1 rRNA gene is annotated in these 451 nt (G+C 55.0%); it reads right to left on the bottom strand.

From position 1 onward, the window contains the following. A 16S ribosomal RNA gene (locus tag ET34_RS0120740) occupies positions 1-451 on the bottom strand; the annotation flags it as partial.

Here is a 451-nt window from a genome sequence, read left to right as displayed (position 1 = left end):
ACGCCATTGTAGCACGTGTGTAGCCCTGGCCGTAAGGGCCATGATGACTTGACGTCATCCCCACCTTCCTCCGGTTTATCACCGGCAGTCTCCTTTGAGTTCCCGACCGAATCGCTGGCAACAAAGGATAAGGGTTGCGCTCGTTGCGGGACTTAACCCAACATTTCACAACACGAGCTGACGACAGCCATGCAGCACCTGTCTCAGAGTTCCCGAAGGCACCAAAGCATCTCTGCTAAGTTCTCTGGATGTCAAGGCCAGGTAAGGTTCTTCGCGTTGCATCGAATTAAACCACATGCTCCACCGCTTGTGCGGGCCCCCGTCAATTCATTTGAGTTTTAACCTTGCGGCCGTACTCCCCAGGCGGTCGACTTAACGCGTTAGCTCCGGAAGCCACTCCTCAAGGGAACAACCTCCAAGTCGACATCGTTTACGGCGTGGACTACCAGGG

The organism is Siccibacter colletis (assembly GCF_000696575.1).
In the GTDB taxonomy this organism is placed as follows: domain Bacteria; phylum Pseudomonadota; class Gammaproteobacteria; order Enterobacterales; family Enterobacteriaceae; genus Siccibacter; species Siccibacter colletis.
The sequence above is the reverse complement of the archived record's forward strand: the minus strand, read 5'-3'. Positions and strand labels throughout refer to the sequence as shown.